The 17,185-nt window shown below is 61.6% G+C and carries 16 protein-coding genes; 6 read left to right on the plus strand and 10 right to left on the minus strand.

Features of this window, described 5'->3' with window-relative positions; genetic code table 11:
• Positions 1 to 50: 50 nt before the first annotated feature.
• The gene (locus tag R4P64_RS12980; RefSeq protein ID WP_317821133.1) at positions 51 to 1,796 is read left to right on the plus strand and encodes a helicase HerA-like domain-containing protein; all 1,746 of its coding nucleotides are present in this window, start codon (positions 51 to 53) and stop codon (positions 1,794 to 1,796) included.
• A gap of 20 nt (positions 1,797 to 1,816) precedes the next feature.
• On the opposite strand, the gene lysA is transcribed toward R4P64_RS12980, so the two are convergent.
• The 5 genes from lysA to R4P64_RS13005 form a co-directional block, all read right to left on the minus strand.
• Positions 1,817 to 3,160: a diaminopimelate decarboxylase gene (gene lysA / locus R4P64_RS12985; RefSeq protein WP_033232758.1), complete on the minus strand. Its 1,344-nt coding sequence runs from the start codon at positions 3,158 to 3,160 to the stop codon at positions 1,817 to 1,819.
• A gap of 124 nt (positions 3,161 to 3,284) precedes the next feature.
• Entirely contained in the window at positions 3,285 to 3,722 is a 438-nt protein-coding gene (locus R4P64_RS12990; protein WP_317821134.1) for a hypothetical protein, read from the minus strand.
• Positions 3,723 to 3,848: 126 nt separating this feature from the next.
• On the minus strand, positions 3,849 to 4,652 hold the full coding sequence (gene cmrA, locus R4P64_RS12995) for a mycolate reductase (protein ID WP_033232762.1): 804 nt from the start codon (positions 4,650 to 4,652) through the stop codon (positions 3,849 to 3,851).
• Positions 4,653 to 4,671: 19 nt separating this feature from the next.
• A complete protein-coding gene (locus R4P64_RS13000) occupies positions 4,672 to 6,702 on the minus strand; it encodes an NADPH-dependent 2,4-dienoyl-CoA reductase (protein WP_045066904.1) in 2,031 nt (676 codons plus the stop codon).
• Complete coding sequence (locus R4P64_RS13005) at positions 6,699 to 7,295, minus strand: PadR family transcriptional regulator (RefSeq protein ID WP_092808734.1); 597 nt, start codon at positions 7,293 to 7,295, stop codon at positions 6,699 to 6,701. The genes R4P64_RS13000 and R4P64_RS13005 overlap by 4 nt, the downstream gene beginning before the upstream one ends.
• A 98-nt stretch (positions 7,296 to 7,393) precedes the next feature.
• Between R4P64_RS13005 and R4P64_RS13010 the strand changes: the two genes are divergently transcribed.
• Positions 7,394 to 8,755 (plus strand): MFS transporter, encoded by a 1,362-nt coding sequence (locus R4P64_RS13010; RefSeq protein ID WP_045066906.1) that lies wholly within the window; start codon positions 7,394 to 7,396, stop codon positions 8,753 to 8,755.
• Here the strand turns inward: R4P64_RS13010 and R4P64_RS13015 are convergent.
• From R4P64_RS13015 to R4P64_RS13025, 3 genes are all read right to left on the minus strand, one after another.
• Positions 8,745 to 9,566 carry an acyl-CoA thioesterase gene (locus R4P64_RS13015; protein ID WP_045066907.1) on the minus strand — a complete coding sequence of 274 codons (822 nt, stop codon included), beginning with the start codon at positions 9,564 to 9,566 and terminating at the stop codon, positions 8,745 to 8,747. The two genes, R4P64_RS13010 and R4P64_RS13015, sit on opposite strands and share 11 nt — an antisense overlap.
• Positions 9,567 to 9,650: 84 nt before the next feature.
• Positions 9,651 to 10,490, minus strand: coding sequence for an alpha/beta hydrolase (locus R4P64_RS13020; RefSeq protein ID WP_317821140.1), 840 nt, complete (start codon positions 10,488 to 10,490; stop codon positions 9,651 to 9,653).
• 111 nt (positions 10,491 to 10,601) lie between these two features.
• Positions 10,602 to 11,822, minus strand: coding sequence for an NAD(P)/FAD-dependent oxidoreductase (locus R4P64_RS13025; RefSeq protein ID WP_317821142.1), 1,221 nt, complete (start codon positions 11,820 to 11,822; stop codon positions 10,602 to 10,604).
• Between the two features lie 162 nt (positions 11,823 to 11,984).
• On the opposite strand from R4P64_RS13025, the gene R4P64_RS13030 reads away from it, so the two are divergent.
• Complete coding sequence (locus R4P64_RS13030) at positions 11,985 to 12,338, plus strand: VOC family protein (protein WP_045066909.1); 354 nt, start codon at positions 11,985 to 11,987, stop codon at positions 12,336 to 12,338.
• A gap of 46 nt (positions 12,339 to 12,384) precedes the next feature.
• On the opposite strand, the gene R4P64_RS13035 is transcribed toward R4P64_RS13030, so the two are convergent.
• Positions 12,385 to 13,017: a TetR family transcriptional regulator gene (locus R4P64_RS13035; protein WP_239654703.1), complete on the minus strand. Its 633-nt coding sequence runs from the start codon at positions 13,015 to 13,017 to the stop codon at positions 12,385 to 12,387.
• A gap of 156 nt (positions 13,018 to 13,173) precedes the next feature.
• Here R4P64_RS13035 and R4P64_RS13040 point away from each other — a divergent pair, with 156 nt between their 5' ends.
• From R4P64_RS13040 to R4P64_RS13050, 3 genes are read left to right on the plus strand one after another with little or no spacing between them, the layout of a single operon-like run.
• Positions 13,174 to 14,277, plus strand: coding sequence for a ferredoxin reductase (locus R4P64_RS13040; protein WP_317821145.1), 1,104 nt, complete (start codon positions 13,174 to 13,176; stop codon positions 14,275 to 14,277).
• Positions 14,278 to 14,308: 31 nt separating this feature from the next.
• A complete protein-coding gene (locus R4P64_RS13045; protein WP_317821146.1) occupies positions 14,309 to 15,481 on the plus strand; it encodes an acyl-CoA desaturase in 1,173 nt (390 codons plus the stop codon).
• Between the two features lie 14 nt (positions 15,482 to 15,495).
• Entirely contained in the window at positions 15,496 to 15,702 is a 207-nt protein-coding gene (locus tag R4P64_RS13050; protein ID WP_033232783.1) for a hypothetical protein, read from the plus strand.
• Between the two features lie 109 nt (positions 15,703 to 15,811).
• Here the strand turns inward: R4P64_RS13050 and gdhA are convergent, their stop codons facing one another.
• Positions 15,812 to 17,155 (minus strand): NADP-specific glutamate dehydrogenase, encoded by a 1,344-nt coding sequence (gdhA, locus tag R4P64_RS13055; RefSeq protein WP_033232785.1) that lies wholly within the window; start codon positions 17,153 to 17,155, stop codon positions 15,812 to 15,814.
• Positions 17,156 to 17,185 lie beyond the last annotated feature (30 nt).

Below are 17,185 nucleotides of genomic sequence, written 5' to 3' on the forward strand. Positions count from 1 at the left end.
TCTCGACGCGCGTAGATCTTCTTTTGTAGTGCAAATGAGGAGGGCCTTGTATGACCGTGGATCCCAAGGACGGCGCTGTTTCACTGACGCCGGCCGAGAAGGCGAAAGTGGCCAAGGCCGCTGCTGCCGAAGCTGCTCGAGTTGCTGCCGAGGCCGCACAGGCCGCCGAGGACGCTGAGCGTGAGGCTCTCGCCGCAGAGAGTGCTGCTGCGCAAGGCGCAGCCACGCCCCCGGCTCCATCGGGTGTTGCAGCCGAGATCGCCGCGGGCTATTCGTCGGAGGGTCGGGCGCTGGAGCTGGGGTCGATTGTTGTCGACGGAGTTGCAGATCCGGCAGCCCGGGTACGTATTCCCTTGGCCACCGTCAACCGTCACGGCTTGATTGCCGGTGCAACCGGTACGGGCAAGACCAAGACGTTGCAGGGCATCGCGGAACAGCTCTCCGCCGCGGGTGTGCCCGTCGTGATGGCGGATGTGAAGGGTGATCTCTCGGGATTGTCCAAAGCGGGGGAGAGCAACGACAAGATCACAGCTCGGGCGATCGAGACGGGTGACGACTCCTGGACTCCGTCCGGTATGCCCGTCGAATTTCTGTCGCTGGGAACCGGCGGGATCGGGATTCCGGTCCGCGCCACCATCACGAGTTTCGGGCCGATCCTGCTCAGTAAGGTGCTGGGGCTCAACGAGACTCAGGAGTCCACGCTCGGATTGATTTTCCACTGGGCGGATACTCAGGGCCTGGCGTTGTTGGATCTCAAGGACTTGCGTTCGGTCATCGCGCACCTCACCAGTGCCGAAGGCAAGGCAGATCTGAAGGGAATCGGCGGCGTGTCAACGGCCACGGCTGGGGTCATCCTGCGCGCGCTGGTCAATCTCGAGGCCGACGGTGGTGACACCTTCTTCGGTGAACCGGAACTCGAAACCGAGGACCTGCTGCGGGTTGTCGGTGGCGCCGGCGTCATCACACTCTTCGAACTCGGCGCGCAGGCCGCGCGTCCGGCGATGTTCTCCACGTTCCTGATGTGGGTTCTGGCAGACCTGTTCCAGACCCTGCCGGAAGAAGGGGACTTGGAGAAACCCAAGTTGGTCTTCATCTTCGACGAGGCTCATCTGTTGTTCGCCGACGCGTCGAAGGCTTTCCTTCAGCAAGTCGAGCAGACCGTGAAGTTGATTCGCTCCAAGGGTGTCGGTGTGTTCTTCTGCACGCAGTTGCCCACCGACATCCCCAATTCTGTTTTGTCGCAACTGGGAGCCAGGGTGCAGCACGCTCTGCGTGCGTTCACTCCGGACGATCAGAAGGCGCTCAACAAGACGGTCCGCACGTACCCGAAGACGGAGCATTACGACCTCGAGAAGGCACTCACGTCGTTGGGAACCGGCGAGGCCATCGTGACCGTCCTCTCGGAGAAGGGTGCGCCGACACCGGTGGCCTGGACCAAGATTCGTCCGCCTCGCTCCCTGATGGACACGATCGGCAACGACGCCATCACAGCCGCGGCGGCGTCGAGTCCGCTCCACCAGAAGTACGGTCAGACGATCGATCGCGAATCGGCGTACGAGAGGCTGACGGCCAAGGTGGCCGGGGCGCCAACGGCAGACCCGTCGCTGGATCTGCCGCCGTTACCGGATCTGTCGCAGTTTCCGCCGCCGCCACCGGCCGCGCCGGAGGGTCCCAACATCGCCGAGCAGATTCTCGGCAATTCTGCGGTCAAGAGCTTCCTCAAATCGGCGGCATCTGCTGCCGGTCGGGAAATCTCGCGCAGTATCTTCGGAACCGGTAGCCGCCGTAGGCGCTGACGATTCGACGCCCGCGAGTGTCAGATGCCGACCTCGCGGGCGAGTAGATCGTTGATCGATTCGCGTCGGATCAATGGTCGTGCGACGCCACCGAGCACGGCAATCACCGGCGGACGGCACACACTGTTGTAGGTGGATGCCATGCTGTGGTGATAGGCGCCGGTACACGGCACTCCCAACAGATCGCCCTCGTGAAGGTCTGCGGGAAGTTGTATGCCGACGGAAATTTCGTCTCCCGATTCGCAATGCCGCCCCACGACGGTCACTTCCTCGAGCGGCGCATTCGAATGTCGGTTGACCAATTCGACGTCGTAGCGACTGTTGTACAACGACACTCGCGGATTGTCGCTCATGCCGCCGTCGACGGAGACAAATGTCCTGCCGCCGCTGATGGTCTTGATGTTCGCCACGCGGTACAGCGTGACACCGGCCCGAGCGGCGATGGCCCGGCCGGGTTCGAGGACGATTTCGGGGCGAGGAAAGCGATTTCGGGTGCAGGCGTCATCGAGTGATTCGTCGATGACAATTGCCAGTCGAGTCAGGTCGAGTTGCGCGTCACCGGGGACGTACGGGATTCCGTGCCCGCCCCCGAGATCGAGTTCGGTGAGGATGATCCCGTGAGAACGACGTATGTCGTCCATTTGCGCGATCATCGTGTTGATCCCGGAGCGGAAATGTTCGGGATCGGTGATCTGCGAACCGAGATGGCAATGGAGGCCGATAAGTTGGAGGTGAGGCGCTGCGCTGACGGCGGCAACCGCACGATCCAATTCTTCGGAGAATGCCGGCAGGCCGAACTTCTGGTCGACGATGCCGGTGGCCACTGCCTTGTGTCCGTGAATGTCGATACCGGGCGTGACTCGGATCAGTACTTTCTGCGGCCGGGTGCAGACCGAGGCCAGTCGTAGTGCTTCGCTGTGGGAGTCGAGAACTATCCGCCCGACACCCGCGTTGACGGCTACTCTCAGCTCTGCGACAGATTTGGCGTTGCCGTGCAGGATGATTCGTGCCGGGTCCACACCGGCTGTCAGTGCGATGGTGAGTTCGCCGGCCGAGCAGACGTCTACCCCGAGCCCCTCGTCGGAGACCCATTTTGCCATCGCTCGAATCATGAGAGCCTTGCCCGCGTACACGATTTCCGCGTCGGGGAAGATCTCGCGATACATCCGGCAGCGGTGGCGCACGTCGGCCTCGTCGACGACATAGGTGGGGGTTCCGTACTGGTCGGCGATCTCTTCGAGAGAGACGTCGCCGATGCAGATCCGTCCGCTCTGATCGTGGCGAGTGCTGATGGGCCACAAAGCCGGATCCAAGCGCGGTGTCATCGCGCTGCGTAGGGACGGGAAGATGTCGAGAAGCGTCACGTCGATCTCCTGAGGGTGACCCGCTCGGTGCGGGGCTACCAACAGATCTACTCCGGAAAAGTGCCGGTGGACCTTGTCTTGACGGGTATTTGACGGGGATACGACTGAGTTTGACGGCGTCCTTTTATGTCGTTCGTCGTCGCTTCCAACCGAACCAACCGAGCGCCGCCACCAGCGCAACCGCCGCGACACCGCCAACGACCGCTGTTTTGTCGATATAGACGCCGATAGACGGAGTACCGCCGGCTTCCGGAACATAACCTGCGCCGTAGACGGATTCAACTGTTGCCTGGACGTCGAAATCGGTTCCGGTATAGGGGGCGCAACTGTATCCCTCGTATTCGGCGTCGACGTCGTAGGGCGCCGACAGGAACATCAGTCGTTCGGTACCGAGTACGTAGCTTGTGCCGCAACCATTCCCGTTTGCGAGTGTTCCCACCGACGTCACGGACGAGACATCACCCTTGTAGACGCGACTGACGTCGAACAGATAGGTGTCCTCGAACCCGTCCGAGGATTTCTCGGTGGGCGTGCCGAGGAAGATGGTGCTGGAGACACTCACTGCCTCTTGCGGCGACTCGAAGGAAACACACGAGCACGCGTTTGCCGTGGTGGGTAGCAGTAAGGGCAACCCTCCGGTCGTGAGAAGGATTGCCCCTACAGCCAACGAGCGAGAAATTCGGATGACTCAGCCGCCGAGCTTCTTGTAGAACGTGCCAACGATCGGGGCGACAACTGCGCGCGGGGTGTAACCGCCGGCGACGGACATCGCCTTGCTCAGGATGCCCGGGACAACGCGCATCTTGTTCTCGGCCAGACCGTCGAGGGAGACCTTGGCCGTGTACTCGCTCGAGATCCAGAAGAAGTCCGGGACCAGCTTGTCGACGATCGAGGCCTCGGCGGGGTCCGGGGTCTCGGTGCGAACCGGTCCGGGGGCGAGGAGAGTGACGTTGACGCCGCTGCCTTTGAGTTCCCCGCGCAGGGATTCCGCGAACGTGTTCACGAAGGCCTTGGTGGCGGCGTAGGTCGCATTGTTGGGAATCGGCATGTTTCCCGCGGCCGATCCGACCATCAGGATGCCGCCGGACTTGCGCTCGACCATTCCGGGCAGAACGGCCAGGGTGAGATCGTGCACCGCGACGGCGTTGAGTTCGACCTGCGCGCGCTCGTAGCTCGGGTCGAGCTCGGCTACCGGCCCGAAGGTGGCGATACCGGCGTTGTTGCACAGGATGCTGATCTCACGCGTGCCCAGTTCCTCGACCAGGACGGCACGGGCCGCGCTGTCCGAGAGATCGCAGGCACGAACCTCGACGTCGACGCCGTGCTTGGCGCGAAGTGTCTCGGCAAGACCCTCCATGACGTCGCCGCGTCGTGCGACCAGGATCAGGGAGTGTCCGCGGGAGGCCAGATCAGTGGCCAGTGCCTCTCCGATTCCGGAGGAGGCACCGGTCACGACGGCGCGGGCTGTGGTGGTGGGTGTCGGCAGGCTCACGATCAGTCAGCGTAGTCGGTCAGATCTTCGCGGCCAGTCGTGTGCCCTGTTCGATGGCACGTTTTGCATCGAGTTCGCCGGCTACGTCTGCCCCGCCGATGATGTGGGTCACCATGCCGGCAACGGTCAGCTCGTCGACGAGATCGCGCACGGATTCCTGTCCGGCGCAGATCACGATGGTGTCGACCTCGAGGAGGCGAGGCTTCTCGTGCTTCTCGCCGAAGGTGATGTGCAGGCCGGCATCGTCGATCCGTTCGTAGTTCACGCCGGAGAGTTCATGCACACCCTTGTTCTTCAACGCGGCGCGGTGGACCCAGCCGGTAGTCTTGCCGAGGCCGGCTCCGATGCGTCCGGGCTTGCGCTGCAGGAGGTAGACCTCACGCTCCGAAAGCTCCGGGATGGGTGTGGTGAGCGCTCCCGGTGCCATCTCGGGTTCCGTGACGCCCCACTCCTGCTTCCATTCCTTCAGGTGCAAGGTGGGTGATGTTGGGTGAGTGAGGAATTCGCTGACGTCGACGCCGATACCCCCGGCCCCGATCACAGCGACGGTCTTGCCGACGGGCTTGCCCTCGCGGACCACCTCGGCGTACGTCAGTACCTTCGGATTCTCGATGCCGGGGATGTTCGGGACTCGCGGCGTCACTCCGGTGGCGACCACTACCTCGTCGAAGGATCCGATGAGATCGGCTGGAGTCACGCGTGTTTCAAGCTTGACGTCGACGCCGGCAAGGTCGAGTTGCCTGGTGTAGTACCGGATGGTTTCGGTGAACTCTTCCTTGCCTGGGATCAACTGCGCGATCCCGAACTGGCCGCCGATCGTGTCCGACGCCTCGAACAGGGTGACTGTGTGGCCGCGTTGTGCGAGATTCAACGCTGCAGAGAGACCGGCAGGTCCGCCGCCGACAACAGCAAGATTCTTGCTGCGGCGGGTGGCGGAGAGAACGAGCGTCGTCTCGCGTCCCGCGCGTGGATTGAGCAGGCAGGACACATGTTTGCGCACAAAGGCGTGGTCGAGGCAGGCCTGGTTGCAGGCGATGCAGGTATTGATCTCGTCTGGTGCTCCGCGTTGTGCTTTGTTTGCCCAGTCGGGATCGGCCAGCATCGGGCGGGCCATGGAGATCAATTGCGCGTCGCCGCGGGTGAGAATTTCCTCAGCCGTCTCGGGCATGTTGATCCGGTTGGATGCGACCACCGGAATGCTGACGTGCTTTTCGAGTTTGCCGGTGATGTCGACAAAGGCGGCGCGGGGTACGGAGGTCACGATAGTGGGCACCCGTGACTCGTGCCAGCCGATGTCGGTGTTGATGATCGTGGCGCCCGCAGCTTCGATTTCCTGTGCCAGAGTGACGATTTCATCCCATGTCTGACCGCCTTCGACCAGATCGGCCATAGACAGGCGGAACACGACGATGAAGTTCGGGCCGACGGCGCGGCGGGTACGTCTGACGATCTCGACGGCCATGCGTCGACGGTTTTCGGAGCTACCGCCCCATTGATCTTTACGCTTGTTCGTGCGCTCGCACAGGAACTGGTTGATGAAATAGCCTTCGCCGCCCATGATTTCGACGCCGTCGTATCCGGCGGATTGAGCGAGCTTGGCGCAACGGACGTAGTTGCGGATCTGCCAGCGCACCCCACGATCAGTGAGCCGCCGTGGCCGGAACGGGTTGATCGGCGCTTTGATCGACGACGCCGACACACTGAACGGTTGGTAGCTGTACCGACCGGCGTGCAGGATCTGCAATGCGATCTTGCCACCTGCGTCGTGTACTGCCTTGGTGATCCGGCGATGGCGGCGCGCCTCGATCTTGTTGGTCAGCTTGGCTCCGAACGGAAGGAGCCAGCCGGTGCGGTTGGGGGCGTAGCCGCCGGTGACGATCAATCCGACGCCGCCGCGCGCGCGTTCGGCAAAGTACTCGGCAAGTTTGTCGATGTCTTTGGCCCGGTCTTCGAGACCGGTGTGGATCGAACCCATGACTACGCGGTTCTTCAGTGTGGTGAACCCGAGGTCGAGGGGTTCGAACAGGAGGGGGAACTGCGGAGTGGTCATGGCTGCGGGTGTCCTTCCGAGTTGCTGGCAGCGGAGTTGTTGTCGGCAGAGTTGTTGTCGGCAGGGGGTAGGGCGTCCAGAATTTCCTGGCACCAGTCGACAAAGCCCTCTTCGACGCGGATACCTCCGCGCAGAACGAGATACTGATGCAGGGGCGATCCGGATAGGGCTGCGGGATTGGGGAAGTCGCGTTTCTCGATAAGTCGGTAGACGTCGAGTCGGGAGGCGTGGCCGTCGCGGTGGCGAGCGACTTCGTCTCGAAGTGCGGGGATGTCTGCGCTACCGGCGGCGCGGATCTTCACGGCCAGTTCATTACGCAGATGGCTGGGTTCGGACGGTTCGGCTATCCAGCGCGTCAGCTCGGCGCGGCCGGCTCCGGAGACCCGATACACCTTCTTGTCCGGGCGCCCGTCCTGAGCGACGGTTTCCACCTCGAGCCACCCGGCTTCGTCCATCCGCTTGAGTACGCGGTAGATCTGCTGGTGCGTCGCGCTGTGGAAGAACCCGATCGACTTGTCGAATCGACGGGTCAGGTCGTAGCCCGACGCCTCCTGCTCGGTTAGCGAGGTGAGGAGCGCGTGTTCGAGTGCCATGAGTGAAGTATGTATGCACCTCGTTCCATATGCAACCAAGTGCATACCCTGAAAAGTTTGCCCTGTTTTGTCCCTCTTGCTCGAATATGCTCGCGATCATGAGCGCAGAGTCGACAAGTACGCAGGCGGAACCGCCCGCAGGGATAGGCGCCGCGGCGACCAAGAGTCAGGTCGTTGCGTGGGGGCTGTGGGACTGGGGATCGGCCGCATTCAACGCGGTGATCTTGACTTTTGTCTTCTCCGTTTACCTCACCGACGCAGTGGGCGACGATCTACCCGGCTCGGTGTCGGCCACAACATGGCTCAGTTGGGCACTCGGAATCGCCGGATTCTTCATCGCGATTCTTGCTCCTGTCACCGGACAACGGTTCGACGCGTCAGGCAAGCGCAAGTGGTCGTTGGCGATCCTCACCGGCATCACCGTTCTGTCGATGGCTGGGTTGTACTTCGTCGAGGACAACTATCGGTATCTGTGGCTGGGGCTTGTGCTCCTCGCCATCGGTTCGGTGATCTTCGAACTGGCCGGAGTTCCGTACAACGCCATGATGCGGCAGGTGTCGACGCCGGAGAACTTGGGCCGCGTGTCCGGGTTCGGCTGGGCCATGGGTTATTTCGGTGGAATTGTTCTGTTGTTGCTCTGCTACTTCGGGTTCATCGTCGGTGACGGCGACACGCGAGGTTTTCTGGGATTGACCACCGACGGCGGCCTGAACATCCGGATGGTGGCACTGCTTGCGGCGGTATGGTTTGCCGTCTTCGCGATCCCGGTGTTCTTCAAGGTGCCCGAGTTGCCTACGCCCGACGCAGATCCGGGTGCGGCAAAGGCGGGGTTCCTCGATTCCTACCGCGTGCTGTGGCGCGACTTGCGCGAACTGTGGATCGTCGACCGTCGCACTATCTGGTACTTGATCGCGAGCGCCTTGTTCCGCGACGGACTCGCCGGGGTGTTCACTTTCGGTGCTGTCCTTGCCGTGAATGTGTACGGCATCAGTGCTGCGGACGTACTGTTGTTCGGCGTTGCGGCCAACGTTATTTCGGCCATCGGTGCCTTGGTGGCAGGGCGATTCGACGACCGGATCGGGCCCAAGCAGGTCATCACCGTATCGCTCGCGTCGATGATCGTGGTCGGTGCAATCTTGATCGCGGTGTCCGGGCCGGTGATGTTCTGGATCTTCGGACTCGCGCTGTGCCTGTTTGTCGGGCCGGCGCAATCGTCCGCTCGAACGTTCCTGGCGCGCATCACTCCGCCCGGTCGTGAAGGTCAGCTTTTTGGTCTGTATGCGACCACAGGCCGAGCAGTATCGTTTCTTGCGCCGACACTGTTCGGCCTGTTTGCGTGGATGTTCGGTGCGGATCGCGCCGGCATCGTCGGACTGTTGGTGGTTCTTGCTGTGGGTCTGGCTGCCTTGTCGCTGGTCAAGGCGCCCGAAGGCGACAGTGCGGAGGCTGTCAGTCCTTGAAGTAGACCAATTGGTGAGTGGTGGCCAGCAGTTCGCCGTCACTGCCCCATAATTCGGCGCTCTGATCGAAGTAACCGTTACCGAAACGCTGGGTGCGTGCGGTTCCGAGGACGGAGCGATCGGACTGCCGGGCCAGCGCTGCGGCGTCGGCATGGAAGTAGATCGTCAGCGATACGGTTCCGGCGGGAGCCATCTTGCCGCGGCGCAGGAACACTCGCGGAAAGAACACATCGCACAACGAGGTCAGCGAGAAGAAATCAAGCGCGCGCGGCGGGCTGTCGCGAACCCAGAGAGTCGAGACGGAGTCGGGATGCTCGCCGGATTCCAGATCGGGGATTGCGCCCTCGATAAACCGCATTTCGTAATTCTGAGCCCACGCGATGAACTCGGGGAACGGTTGCGCGGGAACATCTTCTGCAGCCGGCACCGCAGGCATCTCGATTTCCGTGGAGTCCCAGGTATCGCGGCGGAGGCCGAACACAGCTGTTGCGGTAGTCGCCACGGTGCCGTTCTGAGCGAGTTCGATCCACCAATGCTGTGTCGTTCGGTTGGTGCGCACCGGACGCGCAGTGATCTCGAACTGGCCTTCGGCGATCGGGCCCGCAAAATTGACCGTCAGCGACAGTGGTTCACCTAGGCACTCGGGGTGCCGCTGAACCGAGGCCAGCAACGTGGCCGAGGTGATTCCGCCGAACGGGCCGACCATGTTGTTGTATGCGGTACTGGTGTGCCCGGTCGAGAGACCCGGCGTAATGGATTCCAGGTCGACTGCGGCATCAAACGGATGCGGGGGTGCAACGGTTGTGGTCACGACAAGCTCCTGACGGTGAAATCGGTGTAGTAGGCAGTCAGTATATGTATGACAACCTACATAGAAGCTCAGGTGTAGGTCGGATCAGGCTCCCGCTCGTCGGATTATCGCGTCCGCCAGTTCCTCGGCGCGTTCCTCGGGTACCCAGTGACTGCCGCCCTCCAGAACCACAAATTCGTACGGCGCATCCACGAATTCACCGCATCGTTCCGCTGCGGCGCGGCCGAGTGCGGTGTCGGCCGTACTCCAGACGTACGTCGTCGGAACAGTGGTGGGGGCTATGTCTCCGAAATCGCGAGTCATGGCGCGATACCAGTTCAATGCGCCGGTCAATGCTCCATCGCCACTGAGGATGCGAATATGTTCGTCGGCGAACTCGGGATCGATCTGGCCGTCGAACATCGCCCGCAATCGTCGGAAGTTGTCCTCCGACAACACCTTTTCGGCCTTCCCTTCCTGGCGGAGCAGTCGGATGTACGTCGAGCGTTCCTTTTGATCCTGGTCTTCGCGCAGCGCCCAACCGAAAGCGGTGGGGTGGGGAACAGAGATTGCGGTCAGGCTGCGAATTCGCTGTGGATGCCGTCCCGCAACCTGCCAGGCCACTGCGGATCCCCAGTCGTGGCCGACAAGATGAGCGTCGGGCAACCCCAGGGCGTCGAGCAGGCCGACGGTATCGGCAACAAGGTGCTCGATGCGATAGGCGTCGACGCCGGAGGGACGGGCATCGGGGGAATATCCGCGCTGATGCGGCGCTATGACGCGAAATCCGGCGGACGTCAGTAGGGGAGTCACTTTGCCCCAGGACGCGGCGCTTTCGGGGAATCCATGCAAGGCAAGAAGCGGGACGCCGTCGTCCGGACCGGAAATCAGGACGTCGAAGGTCAGGTCGCCGACAGGAATCCGAAACGTATTCGTGGAGGACATGGTGCCACCGTACGAGGCAACTCCGGATCCACACCACAATTCGGACTGAATTGATGACCGCCGGCCACCTCAGCAGGCGATACGCTTGCGGGAAGGTGTGCGAAAGGCAGGCTACTGGTGTCCGTGGGCCGGCCGTGTCTGTAGTACCGGTGCGGCGGCGGTCAGTAGGGCGGCCCGATCGCGGGTCAACGGCGGATAGATGCGTTGGGTATTGATGGTGTTCTTGGTGGCCTTTGCCTGTGCGCCGGTCGCCACAACTTGCCGATCCCAGCCTTCGGTGTAGACCGCACCTGCCGGGCCTAGGTCCAAAACCGTGACATACCACGGGATGCGGAGGGTCAGCATCGGATTGCCGAGCAGATCGCCGATCACGTTGTACCCGGCGTAGCGGCCCATCGGCCGGCTGTGCTGGCAGGACATCACCGACTGATGCTGATTGTCCATCTTCGCGGTGGCGACGTCGCCGGCAGCGAATACGCCTGGTACGCCGATCACCTGGAGATAGTCGTCGACCGGGAGCCGTCCGAGCCGATCACGTTCGACCGGGAATTGCGCCGTCAACGGGTTTGCCTTCATGCCGGCGCACCAGATGACCGTCGCAGCAGGCACCATCTCATCCGAAGACAGTGTGACCCCACCCTGGTCCACCGTGGTCACACTCATCCCGGTCAGTGTCTCGACTCCGGTGTTGGACAATGCCGCTTCGATGACCGGCCTCGCCGACGCACCCATATCCGATCCGACGTTGGGGTTGTGGTCCACCAGCACCACGCGCGAGGTCACGTCGGTGCCAAACAGGGCAGTGAGCCGGCCTGGCAGCTCGCAGGCGGTTTCGATGCCCGTCAGGCCGGCCCCGACCACCACCACGGTCGCCGCGGCGGGTGTGACGGGTCCTTCGGCCAGCAGGGTCAAATGAGCGTCGAGTTTCATTGCGCCGTCGTAGGTATCGACGTCGAACCCGAACTCCGTCAGACCCGGGATATCGGGTCGGGCTACACGGCTACCTGCCGCCAGAACGAGGCGGTCGTAGCCGTACGTCTGCGACTGACCACCGACGTTTGCGGAGACGGTCCGCGCACCGGTGTCGATTGCGGTCACCTCCGCGGTGACATAGGCGATCCCGGCCGGGTTGAGGACATCGGCCAGCGGGATGCGGCAGGCGCTGAGATCGGCCTCGTAGTTGCGCACCCGGATGTCGTGGAAGGGCTGGGCGCTGAGCACCGTGATCGACACCTGCCCGGCCGGTATCCCGAGTTCGTCGAGCCGCCGAGCAGCGCCGAGCGCGGCCCATAATCCGGCGAATCCGGAACCGATGATGATGACATCGCTCATGCGTCGAGGGTCTCACGGATCGCGGCAGAACAGGTGTGTGCTGCGTTGGAATGTTCGCGAACGCTGCGATAAGAGAAGCAATTCGCCGATGAGTTAGCCCGGTCTGTCGGGTCAGTATCTAAGTACGAGCGCCATCGTCTACGTCGAGAGGTACAAACACTTATGTCGATCGATCATGTTCTCGCTGTTGTCCCCGTTCGAGATCTGACAGAGGCAGTGCAGTGGTACTCGAGTCTGTTCGGCCGCGGGCCTGACAATCGCCCGATGGTGAACTTGGCGGAATGGCGCGTGACTGACACCGGATGGGTGCAGGTCACGGTGGACACTCGCCGTGCGGGTCTGGCGCTGCTCAACTTTGCCGTGGACGACCTCACGACGCACCGTGAGGCGATCGGTGCGCGAGGACTGACGCTGGATGCGGTGGTGGATGCAAACAAAGGTGTGCAGTTGTCGAGCATCAGCGATCCTGACGGCAACACCCTGACATTCATCGGCGGGTTCCGGATCCACTACTGACCGGAACTACGCCTCGTGTACGAGTTCGTAGTGTTCGACTCTGTTTCTAGGTTCGAGAGGGATCCCAGGTAGCCATACCCAGAATGATCAGCCGCAACTGCTTTTCGGCCCGCGCGATTACAGCATCTTCGCTGGGATATCCCGGCGAGCCTGCGTCGAGGAGTGCCACGACGGCGGTGAACATCACGCCGACGATCAGGTCGGCCGCAATTTCAAGATCGTCGTGTCGCCAGTTTTCCAGCCCAGCCATTCGGGAGAGGTCGACGGTGAGTTCGCTGACGAACAATCGCATCTCGGTGTTGATGGCGCGTCGTATCTCGCTGATGCCGCCGTAGCGTTCGCGGCAGAGGAAGCGAAACTCGCGCTCGTGTGAATGAACCTGGCGGACAAGGATATCGAGTGAGGTTCCGGCGTTCTTGGGGCTGGGGTCGCGCCTGGCGTCGCGCAACATTTGCCGAAGCATGCGCATGCTCTCCTCGACCAGGACGACTCCGAGGTCTTCCATCGAGGCGAAGTGCCGATAGAAGGCCGTGGGGACGATGCCCGCCTCGCGGGCCACTTCGCGGAGGCTGATGCCGGCAAAACTCCGGTCGGCGAGGAGATCCATCGCGGTATCGAGCAGCGCTTGGCGTGTGCGCTCCTTCTTGGCTGCGCGATTTTCCGGCTCAGCCTTGGTCACGATGTACGAGTGTAGATATCGGCACGGTGGACTCTTTCTGTGGATCGCGTAACTCACGTCACATTCATCTTGACATATACCTGTGTGCACCTGTCACACTATTATCAGTGAACATTTGTACACTGAAATTATGCAACCTGGAAAGAGTGGCTGACAATGGCATCAACCTCCAAGACTCTGGCCAGACGCGGGCTGGCCCTGATCGAAGCCATGGCTGCTCCGCATCAGATCGATCGTTACCTCGAACTCGTCAATCCCATGGCGACGGTGCGCGACATTCGCGCGCAGGTCGTATCGGTCGACCATCCGACCGCTGATTCAGTGACATTGACCCTGCGTCCGACGCGCCAGTGGCGCGGATTCTCTGCCGGACAGTTCGTCCAGGTAGGCGTCGTGATCGACGGGGTGCGTCATACCCGCTGCTACTCGCCGGCTGGTTCTGCGTCCAGCCGTGATGGCCTTATCGAACTCACAGTGAAAGCCCATCCCGGTGGGCTGGTGTCGCAGTATTTGAATGCGCATGCCGAACCGGGACTAGTAGTCAGCTTGTCGCAGGCCGACGGTGTTTTTACGCTCCCCATGGAACGGCCCTCCCACATACTCCTGATCAGCGGTGGCAGTGGAATCACCCCGGTGATGTCGATGCTGCGCACCCTCGTCGACGCAGAACATCGCGGCGAGATCGTGTTCCTGCATTACGTGAACACCAAGAAGGATGTGTCGTATCTCCACGCGTTGAAGGGCATCGCTGAGCAGTATCGGAATGTGAAACTGGTACTCGTGTACACCGAATCCGGTGGGGGAGACCTGGACGGTTTCTTCGACAACACGCACCTGAGCGCGGTCGCGCCCTGGATTGCCGATCCGGAAACGGCAGATGCGCAGGCATATCTCTGTGGACCACCCGGACTGATGCACGGAGTGCGCGAGGTCTTTCGTGAACTCGACATCGAGCACCGGCTCCATACCGAGGAGTTTGCACCCGCCGCAGCTGAACCCGGCGACGCAGGCGGCGAAGTAGCGTTCACGAAAAGTGGAGTGGCGGCCGAAAACTCAGGCAAAACCCTCCTCGAACAGGCGGAAGCCGCGGGGCTGAGTCCGGAATACGGCTGCCGGATGGGCATCTGCTTCTCGTGTACCTCCGTCAAGAAGCTCGGCCGAACACGCAACATTCGCACCGGTGAGACCGACGACGAACCCGACAAGAAGATCCAACTCTGTGTCAGCGCACCCGTCGGCGATGTCGCCGTGGATATCTGAGCGAAGACACCTACACTTTTTGGAGACTGTCATGTTTGGACTTTCCCTTTCTACACTTCCTTTCCTGGGCAACGGACCTGATAAGGACCCCGACGCTCCGGTAGTACTCACCTACGACCAGGTCGAGGAAATCGGCCGTGAGTTGGATGCGATCCGGGATCGCACGGTGGCATCGCTCGGCGCCGAGGACCGCGAATACATTTATCGGATCATCAAGGCGCAGCGTGGTTTCGAGGTTGCCGGTCGAGGTCTGATGTATCTGGGCTTCTTGCCGCCGGTGTGGCTCGCAGCGGTGGGCGCGCTGAGTATCTCGAAGATCCTGGACAACATGGAGATCGGGCACAACGTCATGCACGGTCAGTACGACTGGATGCGTGAACCAGGCCTCAATTCCGAAGTGTTCGAATGGGATACGGTGTGTCCGTCGGACCAGTGGCGTCACTCGCACAACTACATGCATCACACCTACACAAATATTCTGGGCAAAGACCGGGATATCGGATACGGCATTCTGCGTATCGACCCAGCCCAAAAATGGAACCCCTATTACCTCGGTAATCCGGTGTGGGCGTTTGCCCTGATGATGCTCTTCGAGTGGGGCGTCATGATGCATGATCTGGAGATCGAGAATGTCCTCGCCGGCAAGCGGAAATGGTACGACGTCAAACCGCTGATCAAGGGTTGGTGGAAGAAGGCAGGTAAGCAGGTCCTCAAGGACTACGTTATCTTCCCGGCTCTCACCGGACCGCTGTTCGTCACCACTCTGGCAGGAAATGTCACCGCAAATCTGGTCCGGAACGTATGGACCTACTCGATCATCTTCTGCGGCCATTTCCCCACCGGCGTACAGAGTTTCACGGAGGACGAGACGGCCGAGGAGACTCGGGGGCAGTGGTATGTCCGTCAGATGCTCGGCAGTGCCAACATCCAAGGCAGTCCGTTGTTCCACATCATGTCCGGCAACTTGTCCCACCAGATCGAACATCATCTGTTCCCGGACCTGCCGGCACATCGGTACCCGCAGATTGCGCCTGATGTCGAGGCGCTGTGCGCGCAGTACGGTTTGCCGTACAACACGGGTGGCTTCTGGAAGCAGATCGGATCGGTATGGGGCAAGATCTTCAAGTTTGCCTTGCCGCCTGGAATGATCAAGTCACAGAGTCTTACCGGTGTTATTGTCGAACGCCAGAGAACCGTAGCCTGAGAGGCGCACACGTGATGGTCGGGAAATTTGAACGTCGCAAAGACACCGTCCAGGAATTGACGGAATCGGCGGCTACGCACGTCGGATCCATCGCGATGATCATCGCCGGTGCAGTCCGCGACGTGACGCGGGAAATCGGGGACTGGGTATCCGACGGAATCGAAATGCGTGAGGCGGCAAAGAAAGCCGCCGCCGACGACACAACCGAACCACCGACTTAACTGATCCGGCAACGCTGATTCGGCAACGCTGATCCGTCAACACTGTTTCGTCAACGCAAAGGACGCCCCCACTCAGTGGAGGCGTCCTTTGCCGGTTAGACGGTACTTCTTAGATAACGCCCAGCGAGATCATGGCGTCGGCGACCTTGACGAAGCCGGCGATGTTCGCGCCGTGCACGTAGTCGCCAGGCTTGCCGTACTCGGCAGCCGTGTTGATGGTGCGGCTGTGGATGCCACGCATGATGCGGGCGAGACGCTCGTCGGTGTACTCGAAGCTCCAGGAATCGCGTGACGCGTTCTGCTGCATTTCGAGAGCCGAGGTGGCGACGCCACCGGCGTTTGCTGCCTTACCCGGAGCAAACGCGACGTTGGAGTCGCGGAAGAGTGCGATGCCACCGGGGGTGGTGGGCATGTTCGCGCCTTCGGCAACAGCCTGAACGCCGTTGGCGATCAAGGTCTTTGCGGCGTCTTCATCGAGCTCGTTCTGGGTTGCGCAGGGGAGTGCAACGTCGCACGGCACGTCCCAGATGGAACCGCCGGCGATGAACTGCGCGTGCGGAACGGCGTCGGCGTACTCGCTGATGCGGCCGCGGCGAACTTCCTTGATCTCTTTGAGGAGGTCGAGGTCGATGCCCTTCTTGTCCACGATGTACCCCGAGGAGTCGGAGCAGGCGATCGCGACGCCGCCGAGCTTGTGGATCTTCTGGATCGCGTAGATGGCGACGTTGCCGGATCCGGAGATCACGACGTTCTTGCCTTCGAGGTCTTCGCCCTTGGCCTTGAGCATTTCGGCGACGAAGTACGCAACGCCGTAGCCGGTGGCCTCGGTGCGGACCTGAGACCCGCCCCAGGTGATGCCTTTGCCGGTGAGAACACCGGACTCGTAGGTGTTGGTCAGTCGCTTGTACTGGCCGAACAGGTAACCGATCTCGCGACCACCGACGCCGATGTCGCCGGCCGGAACATCGGTGTATTCACCGATGTGGCGCTGCAGTTCCGTCATGAAGGACTGACAGAAACGCATGACCTCTGCGTCGGTGCGACCCTTGGGATCGAAGTCCGATCCACCCTTGCCGCCGCCGATGGGCAGGCCGGTGAGGGAGTTCTTGAAGATCTGCTCGAAGCCGAGGAACTTCACGATGCCCAGGTTGACACTGGGGTGGAACCGCAGGCCGCCCTTGTACGGGCCGAGTGCGCTGTTGTACTGGACGCGGAAGCCACGGTTGACGTGAACATTGCCGTTGTCGTCGGTCCACGGCACGCGGAAGATGATCTGGCGTTCCGGTTCGCAGAGGCGCTCGATCAGCCCGGCGTCGGCGTAGCGCGGGTGGCGCTCGAGTACGACGTGGAGAGATTCGAAAACTTCGGCTGCAGCCTGGTGGAACTCCGGCTCACCTGCATTGCGAACCAACACCTGATCATAAATCTGCGCTACGCGGTCACGTACGGACACCGCTCACCTACCTGACATTGTGAGTACTTT

This window comes from Rhodococcus sp. IEGM 1366 (genome assembly GCF_033142425.1).
Lineage (GTDB): Bacteria > Actinomycetota > Actinomycetes > Mycobacteriales > Mycobacteriaceae > Rhodococcus_F > Rhodococcus_F globerula.